Here is a 15,216-nt window from a genome sequence, read left to right as displayed (position 1 = left end):
TGCGTACGGGCGGTCGAAGACGGTTCCCATCGCCCCGTGCCGCAACAGCGCCATGTCGGCGATGCTGTCGGCGCCGGCGACCATGCCCGCCACGAGCGATCCGATCTTGCGGTCGGCGTGGGCGCCCTTGTCGGTCGGCACGCTCAGGTGCTCGTCGGCCAAGGTCAGCAGTCCGCTGTCCTGCGCCAAGGCCATGACCGGGACGAGCCCGGCGGTCGACACGAGATTGGGGTCGTCGAACCCTGCGGCGGTGACGGGTCGGGTGTGAGAGAGTTGCATCTGCGAGATGCCCTTCGTTGTGGCCGAATTTGATCCTCGAGAAATCTCATTCTTCCACTACGACAGGGCATTTCGTGTCTGCGACCCGCGCTTGGTCGCTACCGAATCGGTGCAACCAGGCTTAGGCGTGCGATACCTCGGCGAGCGTCAGGTCATCCACGCCCTCGATCCGAGTTTCGCGGAAGTACTGAAGAACCTGGAGCAACTGTCCGACGGTGATGTCGGTGAGTTGTCCGCCGACGACAGCGGTCTGAAGTGGGTCGTCAGCTTCGTGCACGACCGAGACCCGTCCGTCACGTACTTCTACGACCATTCCACCGGCGCGAGCCGTCAACTGTTCCGTCCATACCCGCACCTGGATCCCCACGCCATGGCCCCGATGACACCGGTGACCATCACCGCACGCGACGGGCTGGACCTCCCGTCGTACCTCACGCTCCCCGTAGGTGCGGAGCCTGAGGGTCTGCCGATGGTCCTGCTGGTGCACGGCGGGCCGTGGTATCGAGATTCATGGAGCTTCGACCCGATCGCACAGATGCTGGCCAACCGCGGATACGCGGTGTTGCAGGTGAACTTCCGCGGATCCACCGGTTACGGAAAATCTCACACTGCGGCTGCGGTAGGCGAATTCGCTGGCAAGATGCACGACGACCTGATCGACGCCGTCGAGTGGGCCGTCGCGCAGGGTTATGCGGACCGCGATCGAGTGGCGATCATGGGAGGTTCCTACGGCGGGTATGCCGCCCTCGTCGGCGCGACGTTCACCCCCGACGTGTTCGCGGCCGCCATCGACATCGTCGGCATTTCCGACCTCGCCAACTTCATGCGCACCCAGCCGGATTTCGTGCGTCCCAGACTCGCCAACAACTGGTACCGCTACGTCGGCGACCCGTCCGACCCGGCGGCCGAAGCGGACATGCTGGCGCGCTCGCCGATATCGAAGCTCAACGCCGTACGTGCACCCCTGCTGATCGCGCAGGGCGCCAACGACTCACGCGTCACCCGAGCCGAATCCGACAACGTCGTCGACAGACTTTGATCCAGAGGTGTCGACGTCGACTACCTCGTCTTCGACGACGAAGGGCACGGATTCGTCAACCCGGAGAACAACATCACCTTCTACAAGGCAGTCGAACGCTTCCTCGCCGCACACCTGGGCGGACGTGCGTGGATTGTCGGGTAGTTGTGACCCCGGTCGACGGGGTCGACGGGCGAACCTTCCGATTGGCGACGTTCGGCACGCTCTACAACTCCATTTCGTACGAAATGGCAGGCCAGAGCTGGGCATCGTACGGGGAGCAGCTCGCCACCGGTGCAGGCAGGAAACTTCAGCCAGGGCCCGCCACTCCCGCCCGACAAACATCCTCATCGCGCAGCACCGGCGCGACCCGGTTACCCCGCTACGCGGAGGTGAACTGTTGAACGAAAAGTTCGGTGAGCGCTCGCGACTGCTGCCCGTCGACGGCAGCGGACACGGTGTGTACGCCCTCGGCACCAACCCCTGCGCCCAGCAAGTCGTCACCGACTACCTCGTCGACGGCACCATGCCCGAACCCGACACCGCCTGCCCAGCCCCCTCGACACCCTGAGGGCGCCCACCGAACCTCGCTGTCGAATTGACAGGACCGTCGTCGCTGGCGGTGACAAGATATCCGCCTACTCGAGCGCCCCCAGCACGGCTGCGGCGGTATCACTGACGACGGCATTGTCGAAAGGTGCTGAAGGATCGTTCTTCTCCGTCAGAACTGTGACGAGGATCGGTGAGCGCCCCGGTGGTGTGACGATGGCGATGTCGTTGCGAATCGGGCCGGCGCCACCGGATTTGTCGGCGACGACCCAGCCGTCGGGCGCCCCCGCGCGCAAGAGAAGATCACCCGTGGCGTTCCCGCTCATCCAGTCGATCAAAATCGCACGGTCGCTCTCGGTCGAAAAGTCGTCTCGTCGAATAGCGGCCAGGCTTGCGGTGAACGCGTCCGCGGTCGTCGTGTTGGCGGTGGAGCCAGGTGCGACAGTGTTGAGATCTGGTTCGATATCGACCACCTCCGTGATGTCGTCACCGAGCTCTTCCATGGCGGCGTCGAGACCTGAGGGGCCGCCTATACGGTCGAGAATGAGATTCGTCGCCGTGTTGTCGCTGTCTCGGACGGCCGCTTCGGCGAGCTCGGCCGCCGTAAGCCCGGTGTCGAGTGCCTCGGTGGTCACCGGCGAGTATCCGGCTCGATCGATATCGAACTCGGTCCAGCGAACAATTTCGTCTCGTTCGTCGGCCGATGTTCGGCGCAGGAACTCTGCCACCGCGAACACCTTGAGTGTCGATGCGAAGCCAAACCGTTCCGATCCGCGGTAGCTGATCGTCTGGCCAGTCTCGGTGTCCAGCAGGCTGACTCCGACTCTCGCGTCGAACCGCTCCTCGATGCTCCGGATGTCGGCCGCGATGTGCTCGGGCGCAGCCCGCTCTTCGTAGTCAGTCGACGGCGCGGAACTGGAGGCTCGGTCGGTGGCCGGTTCGGTGCAGGCGGTGAGCGTCAGTGCGGCCGCGGCGACAGCTGTGATGAGACGGAGCAGGGAGTGCATGTCAGGGACGGTTCCTCTCCGGAGGCTCGATATCGGTTGCGACATCGTTGGCGGCGCAACAGCGCTCGCTCCTCGATGTAGTGGTTCGGACGATACCTGTTGGGCAACTTCCGATATCGGGCTCCCGGGGGAATCGACTGCCGCACCGAGAATGGGCTTGACCTTGCCCCGAGGGCACGGTGTGGAATGGACCGCGAATCGGAATGTGGTAACCAATCTCGCACCACGCCGGACCACCGTCGAGATCCTGTCCGCTCGAGAACGGCACGAGAATCTCGCGGCAGTCGGTCGTTCTGTAGACAGACCGATCTGTGCCGACTATGCGGGCGCAGGCTGAGCTGTGAAGTCGCCGAGCCGAGGAAGCGCAGCCGCGAGAATCACCGACGCCGCTCCTATCGCGACTAGCGCAATCGGCAAACCTCCGAGTGCGAGAACGAGTAGTGGGCTGAGGAATTGACCGGAGAACGTAGCTGCGGTCCAAGCCCCAGTTCCGCGGGCGCGTTGGGCAAATTCGAGGTCGCTGACAACCCACAGGAGCAGGGTGGGGAGCAACAGTCCGCATCCGGCGGACGCGATTACTCCACCCACCGCAACCGTCAGTGGAGTCGAGGCCAGACCGAAGAATGCCAGTCCGAGGCCTGCCGTGCTGAAGGCGATGGGCAGCAATCGCTTCGGCCCGGCCTCCGCCACCCGGCCGAATGTCAGCGCGGCAATTGCGGTGGCAATGGCGACGATTGCACTCACGGCGCCGATCGCGCCCGGATTGTCCACTCCGACGGAGTCCAGCTTGATCGGGATTTGGACGATCGGCGCGTAGAAGACAGCTCCGCCGAACAGGGTGACTGCCAATGGCAGCAGGAGCGGCCGCCAGTGGATCGAGACAGCGTGGTCCTTGATCTTGGTCACCGAATGTGGCTGCCGCAACATGATTGGCGCGATGACGGCGAACACGATGCCGACGGTGTAGAGCCAGAACGGCGTTCGCCAATTGTCCTGCGCCAACGCGCCACCGAGGCCGATGAAGACCACCGCCGACACGCTGGTGAACACCACTTGCAGACCGAAGTATTGGGCGCGTTGTCTGCCGGAGTAGTAGTCGGCGATCAAGGTTGTGCAGCACGTCATGATGGCGGCCTCAGCGATGCCGACGCCGAGGCGGGAAGCGACGATCAGGGGGAGCGAGTCGAGAAAGAACGGCGCGACTCCGAACAGCGAGTACATGACCAGAGCGACGGTCAGCAACCGGATGCGGCCCACCGCGTCGATTACTCGTCCCGCCCCGAACGCGAGGAGACCGATCATCAAGGCCGGTGCCGTGATGGTGAGTGGGACCAGCGCTTTCACGCCCGGAGTGTCGGCGAAGGCGTCGAGCATTTGAGGTTGAATCGGGGCGAGAAGTACCGCGCCGAGCACCGGTAGGCAGCTCATCGACACCAGCAGAATGCCGTGTCTGCGACGTGGAGTCTTCTCTTGAATGCCAGGTAGGGAACCGAGTTGGGTCATGCGGAGCCTCCGGAAAATCAGGGGATGTGAGTGAGGTGGATCACGTTTCGCCGCTCAGTCTGAGCCAACTGGGCGGATCACGGAAATCGTTATTGCTGACACTCTTCATAAGGCTGATTTATGCCTAGCGCATCAATTGTATTGATAGCGGATATCGTAATTGTTTCTTTGACTGATGCGTTGGCGTCGCGGAACAGTGGTTGCCATCACACCCACGTCGAACGAAAGTCAGCCTCCTGTGGATACCAACACTCGGCCCCTCCCGGCCTTCGCGCTCGGCACGGCCACACTGGCAGATGGACCGCATGCGGTTGTTCTGGCCGCCGGTGCCCTACTCAATCTCGATTCCGTCGTCGACCGTCTGGAAATGACTTCTCCCGTCAGTACGCGGGCGATTCTCGATGACTGGGATCGACTTCTGCCGGTCCTGCGATCTGTGGCCGAGTCCACCGACGGCGAGTGGACCGCGGTGGCGGACGCCAACGTGTCGGCGCCGATCGAGCCGCGTCAGATCTTGCAAGCGGGTGCCAACTACCGCACACACGTCATTGATCTAGCGGTCAAGCACGCAGACATCTCGAACGGACGCACCGGAGCACAGGTTCGCGCCGATGCTGCCGATATGATGGACAAACGTGCGGCAGAGGGTGATCCGTACTTCTTCGTCGGCCTGCCCTCTGCAGTCACCGGACCGTACGACACCGTCACCCTCCCGGCCGGCACACACAACAACGACTGGGAACTCGAGCTGGTCGCAGTCGTCGGACGACGCGCGTACCAACTATCCGAGGACGAGGCGCTCGACGCAATTGCCGGCTACACCATCGCCAACGACCTGACCACGCGCGAACTGGTGTTCCGACGAGATATGCCCGAAATCGGCACCGACTGGCTGCGAGCAAAGAATGCGCCTGGCTTTCTGCCCCTCGGACCGTGGATCGTGCCGAAGGAAGACGCAGGCGAGTTGTCCGAGATGCGTCTGACACTCGAACTCGACGGCAAGGCAATGCAGGACGAGTCGACCAAGGACATGTTGTTCGGTGTCGCCGCGCTGGTCGCCGCTGTGTCCCAGACGGTGCAGTTGTTGCCGGGCGATCTCATTCTGACGGGCAGCCCCGCAGGCAACGGAATGCACTGGGGAAGGCTTCTACGCGGCGGCGACGTGATGACCTCGACCATCACGGGCCTCGGATACCAGCAGACTCCGGTGGTGGACGCGTCATGACATCGGTGCTCGTCATCGGGGCAGGGATCGCGGGATCAGCAACGGCGATCGCACTGGCAAAAGGCGGCGCGTCGGTCGACGTCGTCGAAATCACGCCGGGCGGTCACGCCGTGGGATCAGGAATCACCCTGCAAGGCAACGCGCTACGGGTTCTGCGAGACCTGGGAGTGTGGGAGGAGGTGTCGGCGCACGGGTACGGGTTCGACACCATCGGAATACGGGCACCCGACGCCGACGGAACCTTGCTGGTCGCGATGGACGACGCTCGTACCGGCGGACCCGACCTTCCTTCGGGAATGGGAATGGAGCGACCCATTCTGGCGTCGATACTCCACGCGGCTGCCGAAAACGCCGGTGCCAAGCTGCGATTCGGTGTCACGGCCAGCTCCTTGATGCAAGACGAGTCCAGCGTCGCAGTGACGTTCACGGACGACACGACCGGGCGGTACGACCTGGTGATCGGTGCCGACGGTGTGAGGTCGTGGACCCGCGCAGCCATCGGCATCGATCTGACCCCGCGTCCGACCGGAATGGGGATCTGGCGACTCGTCGGACCCCGTCCGGACAGTGTCACCCGCACCGACCTCTACTACGGCGGAGCCGGCTACATCGCCGGGTATTGCCCCACCGGCGTGAACTCGCTCTACGCCTACATCGTCGAAGAAGCACAGGACCGCACCTGCCTGACACCAGAGCAGCGTCTCGGCGTCATGCAGGGCCTGGCCGAGAGCTATCACGGTCCTTGGGACGACATCAAACAGCATCTCGACGATCCGAAGGCCTCAACTACACGTGGTTCGAAACCCATGTGCTGGAGGGTCCGTGGCACCGCGGGCGGGTCGTCCTCATCGGCGATGCCGCACATTGCTGCCCTCCCACCGTGGCCCAAGGCGGAGCGCAAGGACTCGAGGACGCCATTGTGCTGGCGGCCATGGTGCTGGCTGCGAATACGATCGACGACGCCCTGCTAGACGCCTTCACCGATCGTCGCCTCCCTCGGGCGCGAGCGGTTGTGGAAGCGTCTGTGCAGATCGGAACGTGGATGCTCGAACACGCCACCGACGCCGATGTTCCCGGTGTGATGGGCCGCGTCGCCGCTCTCGTCAGCGAGGCACCATGAACGCCCCGATCGTGGACGTCCACGCGCACGCCATCGTCCCCGAGATCGAAGCAGCAGTCGCAGGCCGCGCCGGACTCGACGCCCATCGCGCGCTCGATGCCCGACGAAACGGCGCCGAGTCGCTGCAGGTGTCGGGAAAGATGGTCGCAGCCCGCATTTCTCAGCTGATCGGTGTGGACAGACGCCTTGCCGACATGGACGCGGCGGGGATCGACATTCAGGTCGTCTCACCGTCCCCGTCGCACTACCACTACTGGGCGGATCGTGAACTCGCGCAGGTGGTCACGTCGAGCGCAAACCGCGGCATCGCTGCCTTGGTCGCCGAGGAGCCGTCACGACTCGTCGGACTGGGTCTGATCGCCCTGCAGCATCCCGAGGACGTAGTTGCCGCCCTGGACGACGCAGTGATCACCTGCGGGTTGGCGGGCGTCGAGATTTCCTCGTTCGCGCCGGGCGTCGAGCTGTCCGACGCGCGTCTCGAACCGTTCTGGGCGCGAGCTTCCGAGCTCGGAGCTGTGGTGTTTCTGCATCCGTTCGGGTGCTCGCTCGACGAGCGCCTCGATCGCTTCTATCTTTCGAACACGGTCGGGCAGCCGGTGGAGAACGCTGTCGCGCTATCGCACATCATCTTCGCGGGTGTGCTCGATCGTCACCCCACCTTGAGAGTGCTCGCGGCGCACGGGGGTGGCTATCTGCCCACCTACATCGGCCGTTCCGACCACGCGTGGGAGGTGCGCCCCGAGGCTCGTCGGTGCACCGACCGGCCCAGTAGCTACCTGCCGCGGATCACGTTCGATTCTCTCGTGCATGGGGCGGGTGCGCTACGAGCACTCGTCGACGCCGTCGGAACGGAGTCCGTCGTTCTGGGGTCGGACTATCCGTTCGACATGGGCACTACCGATCCCGTGTCCCAGGTTCGCGCCGCGGGCCTGACCGAAGCTGCCACTCGTTCCATACTCGGCGACAACGCCTTCCGGCTTGGTCTGTCGACCGCATCATCAGGAGTCCAATCATGAGCAACTACGCTTTCACCCATCTCCGCCATGTCGATTTCGCTGTACCCGACTACCAACAGCAACTCGACTTCTACACCCGACAATGGGGTTTGACCAACGTCGGAACCGACGGAGACCTCACGTATCTCGCGGCCGAGGGCTCGCCCGAACAGTACGTCGTGCGCATTCGCAAGGACTCCGACAAGCGCCTCGACCTGGTGTCCTATGGAATGGCCGATGCTGCAAGTGTCGACAGCCTGGCCGAGCGTCTCGCTGTAGGCGGTGTGCAATTGGTGGGGGAGCCGAGCACCCTGCAGACGATGGGCGGAGGCTACGGATTTCGGTTCTTCGATGTCGACGGCCGTACCATCGAGGTGTCCGCGGATGTGGCTGTGCGGCAACATCGCAAGGTCGAAGAAGGTGAATCGATCCCGGTCAAGCTCTCGCACGTGGTGCTGAACTCTCCGAATCCCGAAGTGACAGTGGCGTTCTACGACAAATGGTTCGGATTCAAACTCTCGGATACGCTCACACACCCCCGCATGGGCGAGATGATGTGGTTCCTGAGGACCAATGCGCAGCACCACAGCATGGCCGTCGCACGGGGACCACACGTGTCGTTGCACCATGCGTCGTTCGAACTTCGCGGCATCGACGAATACATGCGCGGCACCGGTCGAATGCTGCGTGCCGGCGTCGAGAAGATCTGGGGCCCGGGGCGTCACCAGGCAGGGAACAACACGTTCTCCTACTTCCTCGACCCCAACGGCAACACGATGGAATACACCACCGAACTCGAGGTCCTCGACGAGGACACCTGGCATCCGCATCTGCTCGACTTCTCCCAGCCGGAAGTGTCGGATCAGTGGGGGACCGCGAACGCGATGGACGAGTTCGTCGCGAAGAAGTCGTTCAACGATCCCGACAAGGGCCTGTTCGTGGCGCCGCCGGTATGAAATTCGCGACCTACGTCTACGACGGAGATGTGTCGTGCGGTGTGGTCGACGACGGTCGGGTTCATCCCCTGGACGAGTCGATGCAGTCTCTGCTGAGCGGTGGTCTTTCCCGCGCGCTCGACATCGGCGCCGCAGCACGCGCACGGCCGTCGATCGATCTGACCGCGGTGACCCTGCTGGCTCCACTGCAACCGTCGACGATGCGGGATTTCGTCGCATTCGAAGAACACGTCGAGGGTGTTCGCCGCAGCGTGGACGGCGTGCAGGGCGTTGCGGAAGCCTGGTACGAAGCTCCGCGGTTCTACTTCACCAACCCGTACACCGTCAGCGGTCATGGCGCAGTGATCGCACCGCCCGCGGCGTGTACGGCACTCGACTTCGAATTGGAGGTTGCCGCGGTGATCGGCAAGTCGGGATCGAACGTGGAGATGGACCAGGCACACAGCCACATATTCGGATACACGATCCTCAACGACTGGTCGGCGCGAGACATTCAGCGACGAGAGATGCAGGTCGGTCTCGGACCGGCGAAAGGCAAGGACTTCGCCAACACGTTGGGACCGTGGATCGTGACCGCCGACGAAATCCACGACCACCGTGACGCGGAGGGATTTCTGCACATCACGTGCACGGTTGATGTCAATGGTCAACGCATAGGGCAGGATTCGCTCGCGAACATGGGGTGGACCTTCGACGCACTCGTCGCGTATGCCTCCCGTGACTCCTGGGTACATCCGGGAGATGTCCTCGGCAGTGGGACTGTCGGCAACGGGGGTTGTCTAGCCGAACTGTGGGGCCGGCGCGGAGAACAGACACCGCCCCCGCTGCAGGCAGGTGACGTGGTGACCATGACCGTCGAGGGGATCGGGACCTTGATCAACACCGTGGGGCGATCGCGCCCCGCGTCGGAGATACCGGCGGCTCGTGTCGTCGATCACGCAGGTGTCCGACAGGAGCACGTGGGTGTCTGATCTGTCGGGCAAAGCTGTCATCGTCACTGGCGCCGCGGGCGGCATCGGAGCCGCTGTGGCTGATCGGCTGCGGCACCTCGGCGCCGTCGTGCACGGTGTCGATCTCGAGACCGGGTTCGACGTCAGGTTGCGCACGCATTGGGACGAGCTCGTCGGCCGAATCGACGGTCCCATCGACGGCCTGGTGAACTGTGCGGGAATCACGTGGCGTGCAAGAGTCGACGACGTCAGTGCCGAGGACATGACTCGGCTGCACTCGGTCAACGTCATCGGTCCTCTGGTGGGGATGCAAGCGGTCGCGCAGCGGATGCGGGCCGGTGGATCGATCGTCAACGTCGGTTCCCTCGCGGCGACCACCGGGCACTATCCGGTGGCGTACACAGCAAGCAAGTGGTCTCTACGTGGGCTCACCAAGGCCGCTGCGGTCGAGTGGGGCGCGCGCGGCATTCGCGTCAACATCGTGCATCCAGGTTTCATCGACACCTCCATGACGCGAGGAGCGCCCTCCGCGTTCAGGTCGGCCTCGGTCGCCGAGACACCGCTGGGCCGAACCGGTCGGCCGGAGGAGGTGGCCGCGGTCGTGGCGTTCTTGATAGGCCCCGACGCCTCGTTCGTCGCCGGTGCCGAAATACCCGTCGACGGCGGTGCCGGGTCGCATGGCGGCGTCAAGTCCGTGTCCGATGCGCTTCGAGAGGATTCTGCATGACCAGTACCGATACGCCCAGGATTCTCGACCGCACCGACCCCGAGGGAGAGATCGCGAAATCTGCCGAACGGAACCGCAATTGGGGGAAGTGGGGCGAGGACGACGTACGGGGGACGATGAACTATCTCACCGACGATCTGCGGGCCGCAGCAGGTTCGCTCGTACGACGTGGTTCGTCGTTCTCGCTGTCGCAGAGCTTCGACATGGACGGCCCGCAGAAGGGATGGCGCCGGCGCACCAATCCCGTGCACACGATGCTCGACACCGGCACCGATGCTGCCGCAGGCATTCAAGGTTTCCCTCACGGGCTCGGGGGTGCCGACGATGTGGTGGCCATGCCGCTGCAATGTTCGACGCAGTGGGACGGGCTGGGTCACATATTCGATCACGGTATCGCCTGGAACGGTCGCCCAGCCGCGTCCGTGGTCACCAGCTTGGGTGACGGTGTCACCGGAATCGAAACCGTTGCCAATGGGATCGTCGGTCGAGGTGTGCTGCTCGACGTCGGTAGATGTTGTGGTGACGACGGCGAGCTGCCGGATGGCTACGCGATCACAGCCGAGCATCTGAACGCGACGATTGCGGCCCAGGGGCCGACATCGGAGGTTCGGCGCGGCGACATCGTATTGGTGCGTACCGGGCAGCTTGCTCGCACCCGTCGCGACGGGTGGGGCGACTACGCCGGGGGAGCGGCTCCCGGGCTGTCGTTCACCACCGCGGATTGGTTGCACGACAGCGAGATTGCCGCGATCGCGGCCGATACGTGGGGCTTCGAAGTGCGGCCGAATGAATTCGATGTCGCGTTTCAGCCGCTTCATCAGGTAGCGATCCCCAACATCGGGTTGTTCCTCGGTGAGATGTGGGACCTCGATGCGCTGGCCGAGGACTGTGCGACCGACGGAGTGTACGAGTTCTTCTTGACCGCCGCGCCGATTCCCGTGACAGGTGCAGTGGGTGCTCCCGTCAATCCGATCGCGGTGAAATAGCCGAACTCGAGCTCAGCCGGTGGATCACCGAAGCTCCGCGGTCGCCAATTCTGCTGCCCGGATCACGAGTTCACGGAGGAAGGTGTGCTCGGAATCTCGGTCGTAAACCGGGTGCCACCACATAGCCTCGACCAGTTCGCTGACTTCCACCGGGCACGCAATGGTACGCAGGCCGGAGTTCAGGGGGAGAAGTCGAACCAGCTGCTCCTGCAGGAGGGCAATGCGATTGCTGCCGGAGACAAGGCCCGGGACCGTGAGAAAGTTCTCGGTTACTACCTGTACGTGTGGCTCGATGCCGAGCATGCGCAGCTGACGATCTGCCGGGGTGGCGGCCGAATGGCCGTGGTACACCACGACCCACGGCGATGACTTCAAGTCTTCGACGGTCATCTCGGCGCCGATGTCCTCGTTGTCGGACGAGACGACCATGATCCATCGATCGCGATAGAGATCCTTGTGCGGAAGATCTGTCACGAACCCGTGCGGCACGAGCATCAAATCCGTACCCACGAGTGTTTGTTCGGCACGTGCAACCAAGTCTGGGCTCGTCGGACGAAAGCGGAGACGGGCGCGGGGCGCTGCCTCGGTGAACAACCTGGCTAGGGTGTCGCCGAGTACGGTGATCCCGTAATCGCTCACGACAACGCAGAATTCGCGTGCTGATTCCGCAGGGTCGAACTTCGGCTGCGCCGAGAAGACTCGCTCGACGCCGTCGAGAGCCAAACCAGTGCGCTGACGAAGTTCGGCAGCCAGCGGGGTGAAGTGGTATTCGTTTCCGACCCGGTAGAGCAGATCGTCGTTGAAGTGCCGTCGAAGTCGAGCCAACGCGGCTGAGAGTGCGGGTTGACTCAAGCCCAGTTGCTGAGCGGCTTTGGTCACGCTCTTGTGCTGCAGGAGGGCATCGAGTGACACCAGCAAGTTGAGATCGAGGTTCGCGACGCTGCTGACCTTTCGCACCGTCCGAGCATAGTCCGACAGCGAAGCTGGAAGAGAAGGTCGTTGCATCGTTTCTCGGTCGCCTGAGGATTCGATGATGTGGCATTGGATCGGTGGCTTGTCGCGATGAGTTTTGCCCTCCGGTGCAGTCTGATCTGTATGGGCAAACTCATGTATGGCTTCAACGTATCGGTGGACGGGTACATCGCGGACGCTCGAGGCAACATCGACTGGTCTGATCCGAGCGAGGAACTGCACCAGTACTGGAACGACTTCGAGCGGGACACCGCCTTGTCGTTCTACGGGCGGCGGCTCTACGAACTGATGTCCGCGTACTGGCAGACCGCCGACCAAGACCCGGACGCCACTCCTATGGTGGTCGATTTCGCGCGTATTTGGCGTGAGATGCCGAAGGTCGTGTTCTCGCGCACCTTGGAGTCCGTCGACGGAAACTCCCGACTGGAACGCGGCGACCCGGTCGAGGTGGTAACAAAGCTGAAAGCCGAAACAGAGGGCACGCTGGAGGTGGCCGGCGCGACGCTGGCCGCACCGATCGTGCAGGCCGGACTGGTGGACGAGTTCCGGATGGTGATCTCGCCCATCGCCGTGGGCGGCGGTACACCATTCTTTCCGTCGCTGCCGTCATGGATGTCGCTGCGACTGTTGGAGAACCGGAACTTCCCGGGCGGCACCGTCCTGCTGCGCTACGAGGCGAAGCGCGACTGATCGGACCGGCTGTCGGGCCGATCTCGTCGCTCGAAACCAGTCCGTGTCTCATCTGCGCGAGTTACGCTCGAGGGCCACGTATGGATTGGAATCGGCATGAAGAAACTCCTCAACTCCCTGTCCGAGGACGAGTACGTATTGATTCGGGAAACCAAGAAATCGGAGATGTCCGGTCTCTCCGAGGATGACTTGATCGATCTGCACGCCCGCATTCGACGAGGCCGCAACAAGTACGTCAAGCTCTACCGTCGCGCAGGCGCTGCCAAGGTGGGCGCCAAAGGTGCTCGCGGCGCCGGCAAGGCAGCGAACTCGCGCAACGCAGCCAAAGCGGAAGCCTTCGAGGTTGCACTGAGCAGAGTGAGTCGTCGGTTGGCCGCCGTATCGAAAGACACCGCCCGTGAACTGAAGGCTGAACGTCTCAGTCGCGCACGCAAGTCTTCGCCGTCGCCCGGCGAAGGCGGCGCCGGCGAGGGCAAGGTCGTCTCGGCGGGCAAGTCCCGCGTCGACGCCACCCGGAAATCGCCCGGCCGAAAGAAGTACGAGGCCTCGACGATCGCGGCAGGCAAACGGAGGCAAGCCAAAAAAGACCGCACATGACGTCGGCGAGTCCCTACTCCGGCACGCTGCACTCCGGCACACTGCACTCCGGCACACTGCACTCCGGCACACTGCACTCCGGCACACTGCGGAGTGGTCCAGCACCCGAGCTTGGAGAGGTAGACATCACCTCGGACCGTCGAGGTGGTGCCTGACCCGAGCCGGCACTCCGGTCCCCGCCGAGGACCACGTAGCGCACGTACCAGAACAGCATCAGCGCGGTGGTCATGGTGTGAAACAGATGCAGGACCAGCACCGGGCCCAGTGGCAGATGAACCACGTAGAGCAAATAGATCAGGTTGCCGATGTTGGCCAGGGCGATATTGCCCGGACTGTACGACGCCACGTCTTTGGTGCGCCACGCCTTGGCCAACATCGGCAGTGTGCTGCATGCGAACACCGCGGTGGCTACCCCGCCGGCGAGGACCGGGATGTCCATGTCATTGCCTCTCGTGATGTGTGGCCCGGCCGTTCGTCAGGGCCGAACCTCGTAGACGTTGTTGAAAGCGGTCTGCGCTGCGCGCCGAAACCGGGTGAAGCCGGCGTCGGTGACTACCTGTCGTATCGCCGATTCGGGTGCCTGGGCGCCGAGAGCGTAGCCGCCGGCTTGGGACAGGGCGTTCGGGACGCACAGGAATGTCGAGGCGCTGTAGTAGAGACGCCCAACCGGGTTGAAAGTGTCCTCGACGTTTTCGGCGGAGATCGGTTCCACCAGGAGCCATGTGCCATCGGAGTCCAGTGACTCGAGGATCCGGCGGGCAGCGCCGACTGGATCACCCATATCGTGAAGGGCGTCGAAGGTGGTCACGAGATCGTAGTCACTACCCGAGAAATCCTGTGCCGTAGCGATTTCGAAGTTCACTCGATCGCCCACCCCGGCGTCGTCGACCTGTTTGCGGGCAAGTGCGATCGACTCACCGTGAAAGTCCACCCCGACGACGGTGCTCTTGGGGTATGCCTGCGCCAGCAACACCGATGTCGTTCCGAGACCGCAACCGACGTCGGCGACGCGCCCGCCAGCCGACAGTTTCGCTGCGACACCGTCGAGTGCGGGAATCCAGTTCGGCACGAGTTCTGCGGCGTAGCCGGGTCGGTAGAATGCGTCGATCCCGACGAACACATTGTGGTCGTGCTCGTGCCAGCCGACACCGGCGCCCGTCCTGAACGACTCGGTGATCTTGTCCTCGGCGCGCAGGTAACCCAGCACGCCTACGAAGGCGGCCGATACGTTCGGCCCTGCCATGTCGGCAAGGCAGAACGCCTGCTCCTCGGTCATCGAGAATGCCTCGGTCGCCGGGTCGTACGAGATGTAGCCGCCGGCGGCCTGACCGCGCAGCCACTCGGTGAGGTAGCGCAGGTCATAGCCGGTGTAGTCGGCGAACGCCTCGGGTGTGGCGGGTCCCTTCGCGAGCGCGCTGTACAGGCCGAGCCGGCTGCCGATGACAATCGAACCGGCGGCGGCTGCAGCGCCCAGATCGGTGACCACCTGACCGATGAATTCCCCTACTTTGTTCTCGTCCATCTGACTTCTCCTTGGTGAGTTCGTTCCGCGAATGTTCCGGTGATTCATGCGGTGGACCGGCGAACAACCGGTCACACTGGACAGTGTCGATCGAGTCGCTGTCACGCCGCTGACATCGGC

Annotated in this window: 14 protein-coding genes and 4 pseudogenes; 12 read left to right on the top strand and 6 right to left on the bottom strand. The window is 63.6% G+C overall.

Going from position 1 to position 15,216, the window contains the following annotated elements; genetic code table 11:
• Window positions 1-279, bottom strand: a pseudogene (locus KVY23_RS20830) (IS1380 family transposase); the annotation flags it as partial.
• A gap of 121 nt (window positions 280-400) precedes the next feature.
• On the opposite strand from KVY23_RS20830, the pseudogene KVY23_RS20825 reads away from it, so the two are divergent.
• Together KVY23_RS20825 and KVY23_RS20820 are read left to right on the top strand one after the other, a co-directional pair.
• Window positions 401-1,462, top strand: a pseudogene (locus tag KVY23_RS20825) (alpha/beta hydrolase family protein); the annotation flags it as partial.
• Window positions 1,443-1,868: an alpha/beta hydrolase gene (locus KVY23_RS20820; RefSeq protein WP_230558072.1), complete on the top strand. Its 426-nt coding sequence runs from the start codon at window positions 1,443-1,445 to the stop codon at window positions 1,866-1,868. The pseudogene KVY23_RS20825 and the gene KVY23_RS20820, both read left to right, overlap by 20 nt.
• 67 nt (window positions 1,869-1,935) lie before the next feature.
• On the opposite strand, the gene bla is transcribed toward KVY23_RS20820, so the two are convergent.
• Complete coding sequence (gene bla, locus KVY23_RS20815; protein ID WP_230558071.1) at window positions 1,936-2,853, bottom strand: class A beta-lactamase; 918 nt, start codon at window positions 2,851-2,853, stop codon at window positions 1,936-1,938.
• A gap of 318 nt (window positions 2,854-3,171) precedes the next feature.
• Window positions 3,172-4,356: an MFS transporter gene (locus KVY23_RS20810; RefSeq protein WP_230558070.1), complete on the bottom strand. Its 1,185-nt coding sequence runs from the start codon at window positions 4,354-4,356 to the stop codon at window positions 3,172-3,174.
• A gap of 238 nt (window positions 4,357-4,594) precedes the next feature.
• Here KVY23_RS20810 and KVY23_RS20805 point away from each other — a divergent pair, with 238 nt between their 5' ends.
• From KVY23_RS20805 to KVY23_RS20770, 8 genes and pseudogenes are all read left to right on the top strand, one after another.
• Entirely contained in the window at window positions 4,595-5,581 is a 987-nt protein-coding gene (locus tag KVY23_RS20805; protein ID WP_230558069.1) for a fumarylacetoacetate hydrolase family protein, read from the top strand.
• A pseudogene (locus tag KVY23_RS20800) lies at window positions 5,578-6,072 on the top strand (FAD-dependent monooxygenase); the annotation flags it as partial. The gene KVY23_RS20805 and the pseudogene KVY23_RS20800, both read left to right, overlap by 4 nt.
• Window positions 6,063-6,542 (top strand): annotated as a pseudogene (locus tag KVY23_RS25170) (FAD-dependent monooxygenase); the annotation flags it as partial. The pseudogenes KVY23_RS20800 and KVY23_RS25170, both read left to right, overlap by 10 nt.
• A gap of 155 nt (window positions 6,543-6,697) precedes the next feature.
• Window positions 6,698-7,717: an amidohydrolase family protein gene (locus tag KVY23_RS20790; RefSeq protein WP_230558068.1), complete on the top strand. Its 1,020-nt coding sequence runs from the start codon at window positions 6,698-6,700 to the stop codon at window positions 7,715-7,717.
• Window positions 7,714-8,652 (top strand): VOC family protein, encoded by a 939-nt coding sequence (locus tag KVY23_RS20785; protein WP_230558067.1) that lies wholly within the window; start codon window positions 7,714-7,716, stop codon window positions 8,650-8,652. The genes KVY23_RS20790 and KVY23_RS20785 overlap by 4 nt, the downstream gene beginning before the upstream one ends.
• Window positions 8,649-9,623 (top strand): fumarylacetoacetate hydrolase family protein, encoded by a 975-nt coding sequence (locus KVY23_RS20780; RefSeq protein WP_230558066.1) that lies wholly within the window; start codon window positions 8,649-8,651, stop codon window positions 9,621-9,623. Before KVY23_RS20785 ends, KVY23_RS20780 begins: the two co-directional genes overlap by 4 nt.
• Window positions 9,616-10,329: an SDR family NAD(P)-dependent oxidoreductase gene (locus tag KVY23_RS20775; protein ID WP_230558065.1), complete on the top strand. Its 714-nt coding sequence runs from the start codon at window positions 9,616-9,618 to the stop codon at window positions 10,327-10,329. Before KVY23_RS20780 ends, KVY23_RS20775 begins: the two co-directional genes overlap by 8 nt.
• Window positions 10,326-11,315 carry a cyclase family protein gene (locus KVY23_RS20770; protein WP_230558064.1) on the top strand — a complete coding sequence of 330 codons (990 nt, stop codon included), beginning with the start codon at window positions 10,326-10,328 and terminating at the stop codon, window positions 11,313-11,315. The genes KVY23_RS20775 and KVY23_RS20770 overlap by 4 nt, the downstream gene beginning before the upstream one ends.
• A gap of 24 nt (window positions 11,316-11,339) precedes the next feature.
• On the opposite strand, the gene KVY23_RS20765 is transcribed toward KVY23_RS20770, so the two are convergent.
• On the bottom strand, window positions 11,340-12,272 hold the full coding sequence (locus KVY23_RS20765) for a LysR family transcriptional regulator (RefSeq protein ID WP_230558063.1): 933 nt from the start codon (window positions 12,270-12,272) through the stop codon (window positions 11,340-11,342).
• 138 nt (window positions 12,273-12,410) lie between these two features.
• On the opposite strand from KVY23_RS20765, the gene KVY23_RS20760 reads away from it, so the two are divergent.
• Together KVY23_RS20760 and KVY23_RS20755 are read left to right on the top strand one after the other, a co-directional pair.
• Window positions 12,411-12,977, top strand: coding sequence for a dihydrofolate reductase family protein (locus tag KVY23_RS20760; protein WP_230558062.1), 567 nt, complete (start codon window positions 12,411-12,413; stop codon window positions 12,975-12,977).
• Between the two features lie 96 nt (window positions 12,978-13,073).
• Complete coding sequence (locus KVY23_RS20755; protein WP_206511796.1) at window positions 13,074-13,574, top strand: hypothetical protein; 501 nt, start codon at window positions 13,074-13,076, stop codon at window positions 13,572-13,574.
• A 13-nt stretch (window positions 13,575-13,587) separates the two neighbouring features.
• Here the strand turns inward: KVY23_RS20755 and KVY23_RS20750 are convergent, their stop codons facing one another.
• Window positions 13,588-14,013, bottom strand: a complete 426-nt coding sequence (locus KVY23_RS20750; RefSeq protein WP_230558061.1) for a hypothetical protein — start codon at window positions 14,011-14,013, stop codon at window positions 13,588-13,590.
• Between the two features lie 36 nt (window positions 14,014-14,049).
• Complete coding sequence (locus KVY23_RS20745; RefSeq protein WP_230558060.1) at window positions 14,050-15,096, bottom strand: trans-aconitate 2-methyltransferase; 1,047 nt, start codon at window positions 15,094-15,096, stop codon at window positions 14,050-14,052.
• Between the last annotated feature and the right edge of the window lie 120 nt (window positions 15,097-15,216).

Origin of the sequence: Rhodococcus sp. I2R (genome assembly GCF_020889545.1) — a bacterium.
In the GTDB taxonomy this organism is placed as follows: Bacteria; Actinomycetota; Actinomycetes; order Mycobacteriales; family Mycobacteriaceae; genus Rhodococcoides.
Note: the sequence above shows the minus strand (reverse complement) of the source record. Positions and strands in the feature narration are given on the sequence as shown.